General features: G+C 57.1%; 2 rRNA genes. Both read left to right on the plus strand.

From position 1 onward, the window contains the following. Positions 1–25 precede the first annotated feature (25 nt). Positions 26–1,550 (plus strand): 16S ribosomal RNA (locus ABME01_RS15575). A gap of 449 nt (positions 1,551–1,999) precedes the next feature. After that, positions 2,000–3,734, plus strand: a 23S ribosomal RNA gene (locus tag ABME01_RS15580); the annotation flags it as partial.

The following is a 3,734-nucleotide window of genomic DNA, read 5'->3' on the forward strand; positions in this document are numbered from 1 at the left end:
TTTTTGGGGGTTGGTTGAACCATTTTTTTTGGAGAGTTTGATCCTGGCTCAGGACGAACGCTGGCGGCGTGCTTAACACATGCAAGTCGAACGATGAAGCCCAGCTTGCTGGGTGGATTAGTGGCGAACGGGTGAGTAACACGTGAGTAACCTGCCCTGGACTCTGGGATAACCCCGAGAAATCGGAGCTAATACCGGATAGGACCTTGGATCGCATGATTTTTGGTGGAAAGTTTTTCGGTTTGGGATGGACTCGCGGCCTATCAGCTTGTTGGTGAGGTAATGGCTCACCAAGGCGTCGACGGGTAGCCGGCCTGAGAGGGTGACCGGCCACACTGGGACTGAGACACGGCCCAGACTCCTACGGGAGGCAGCAGTGGGGAATATTGCACAATGGGCGCAAGCCTGATGCAGCAACGCCGCGTGCGGGATGACGGCCTTCGGGTTGTAAACCGCTTTTGTCAGGGAAGAAGGGCTTCGGCTTGACGGTACCTGGAGAAAAAGGACCGGCTAACTACGTGCCAGCAGCCGCGGTAATACGTAGGGTCCGAGCGTTGTCCGGAATTATTGGGCGTAAAGAGCTCGTAGGCGGTTTGTCGCGTCTGCCGTGAAATCCTCAGGCTCAACCTGAGGCGTGCGGTGGGTACGGGCAGACTTGAGTGGTGTAGGGGAGACTGGAATTCCTGGTGTAGCGGTGGAATGCGCAGATATCAGGAGGAACACCGATGGCGAAGGCAGGTCTCTGGGCACTTACTGACGCTGAGGAGCGAAAGCGTGGGGAGCGAACAGGATTAGATACCCTGGTAGTCCACGCCGTAAACGTTGGGCGCTAGATGTGGGGACCTTTCCACGGTTTCCGTGTCGTAGCTAACGCATTAAGCGCCCCGCCTGGGGAGTACGGCCGCAAGGCTAAAACTCAAAGGAATTGACGGGGGCCCGCACAAGCGGCGGAGCATGCGGATTAATTCGATGCAACGCGAAGAACCTTACCAAGGCTTGACATACACCGGAACGCTTCAGAAATGAAGAACTCTTTGGACACCGGTGTACAGGTGGTGCATGGTTGTCGTCAGCTCGTGTCGTGAGATGTTGGGTTAAGTCCCGCAACGAGCGCAACCCTCGTCGCATGTTGCCAGCACGTTATGGTGGGGACTCATGTGAGACTGCCGGGGTCAACTCGGAGGAAGGTGGGGATGACGTCAAATCATCATGCCCCTTATGTCTTGGGCTTCACGCATGCTACAATGGCCGGTACAAAGGGCTGCGATGTCGTAAGGCGGAGCGAATCCCAAAAAGCCGGTCTCAGTTCGGATTGAGGTCTGCAACTCGACCTCATGAAGTCGGAGTCGCTAGTAATCGCAGATCAGCAACGCTGCGGTGAATACGTTCCCGGGCCTTGTACACACCGCCCGTCAAGTCATGAAAGTCGGTAACACCCGAAGCCGGTGGCCTAACCCTTGTGGAGGGAGCCGTCGAAGGTGGGATCGGTGATTAGGACTAAGTCGTAACAAGGTAGCCGTACCGGAAGGTGCGGCTGGATCACCTCCTTTCTAAGGAGCATCTGGCACCTCTTGGGGTGTCCAGGCATGCCGGGTCAGGGCCGAATGTGTCCTGCCGGTGAGCTCATGGGTGGAACATTGACATAGGCATCGCTCGCAAGGGTTCGGGTCTAGTACGCCGCTTCGGTGGTTGGAACGGTCTGGGTTCGCGGGGGTGGTGCGTGCACGCTGTTGGGTCCTGAGGGACCGGACATGGCCTTGCCTTCGGGCAGTGGTCGGGGATGGTTCCCCGCAGGCCTTCATGAAGCCGGCTGTGGTGCTGGTGGGGTGGGGGTTCTGGCCGTCTGTTGAGAACTACATAGTGGACGCGAGCATCTTAGATTCGATGCCCTTCGGGGTGTCGGGTCACAAGGTCAAGCACGATGCATCTTTCGGGGTGTGTCGTGGTGATCATTGGTCACTGCCATCCTTCGGGGTGGTGGTTTCTATAACTCATGTGATTTCAAGTTTCTAAGAGCAAACGGTGGATGCCTTGGCATCTGGAGCCGAAGAAGGACGTCGTAATCTGCGATAAGCCTCGGGGAGCTGATAAACGAGCTGTGATCCGAGGATTTCCGAATGGGGAAACCCCGCCAGGCCCTTCGTGGTGACCTGGTGACTCCCGCCTGAATATATAGGGCGGGTAGAGGGAACGTGGGGAAGTGAAACATCTCAGTACCCACAGGAAGAGAAAACAACCGTGATTCCGTGAGTAGTGGCGAGCGAAAGCGGATGAGGCTAAACCGATCATGTGTGATACCCGGCAGGGGTTGCATGGTCGGGGTTGTGGGACCTTTCGTGCTGTTCTGCCGGACAGCGACGGTGACGCGTCGGGTATAGACGAACCGGATTGAATGCCGGACCGGAGTGGGTGTGAGTCCCGTAGTCGAAATGCCTGGCCGGCCGGAAGGGGATCCCAAGTAGCACGGGGCCCGAGAAATCCCGTGTGAATCTGTCAGGACCACCTGATAAGCCTAAATACTCCCAGATGACCGATAGCGGACAAGTACCGTGAGGGAAAGGTGAAAAGTACCCCGGGAGGGGAGTGAAATAGTACCTGAAACCGTTTGCTTACAAACCGTCGGAGCGCCCTTGTTGGTGTGACGGCGTGCCTTTTGAAGAATGAGCCTGCGAGTTAGTGATCTGTGGCGAGGTTAACCCGTGTGGGGTAGCCGTAGCGAAAGCGAGTCTGAATAGGGCGATTGAGTCGCAGGTCCTAGACCCGAAGCGAAGTGATCTATCCATGGCCAGGTTGAAGCGACGGTAAGACGTCGTGGAGGACCGAACCCACTTAGGTTGAAAACTGAGGGGATGAGCTGTGGATAGGGGTGAAAGGCCAATCAAACTTCGTGATAGCTGGTTCTCTCCGAAATGCATTTAGGTGCAGCGTTGCGTGTTTCTTGCCGGAGGTAGAGCTACTGGATGGCCGATGGGCCTCAACAGGTTACTGACGTCAGCCAAACTCCGAATGCCGGTAAGTGAGAGCGCAGCAGTGAGACGGTGGGGGATAAGCTTCATCGTCGAGAGGGAAACAACCCAGACCACCGACTAAGGTCCCTAAGCGCGTGCTAAGTGGGAAAGGATGTGGAGTTGCACAGACAACCAGGAGGTTGGCTTAGAAGCAGCCACCCTTGAAAGAGTGCGTAATAGCTCACTGGTCAAGTGATTCCGCGCCGACAATGTAACGGGGCTCAAGCACGCCACCGAAGTCGTGGCATTACCGCATATCGATAGGCCTTCGTGGTCCAGTCGTGGTGATGGGTAGGAGAGCGTCGTGTGCCGGGTGAAGCGGCGGTGGAAACCAGCCGTGGATGGCACACGAGTGAGAATGCAGGCATGAGTAGCGAAAGACGGGTGAGAAACCCGTCCTCCGGAAGACCAAGGGTTCCAGGGTCAAGCTAATCTGCCCTGGGTAAGTCGGGACCTAAGGCGAGGCCGACAGGCGTAGTCGATGGACAACGGGTTGATATTCCCGTACCGGCGAAGAACCGCCCACACGAGACCAGGAGTGCTAAGCATCCCAAGCCGCACGGATCCCTTCGGGGTGAGGTGCGGGGCGGCATGCGACCCCGTCTGGTGGAGTGAGCGTGATAACAGGTGTGACGCAGGAAGGTAGCCCAGCCCGGGCGATGGTTGTCCCGGGGCAAGCGTGTAGGCCGAGCGATAGGCAAATCCGTCGCTCATGATGGTTGAGAC

This window comes from Agromyces litoreus (genome assembly GCF_040496015.1).
GTDB classification, from domain to species: Bacteria; Actinomycetota; Actinomycetes; order Actinomycetales; family Microbacteriaceae; genus Agromyces; species Agromyces litoreus.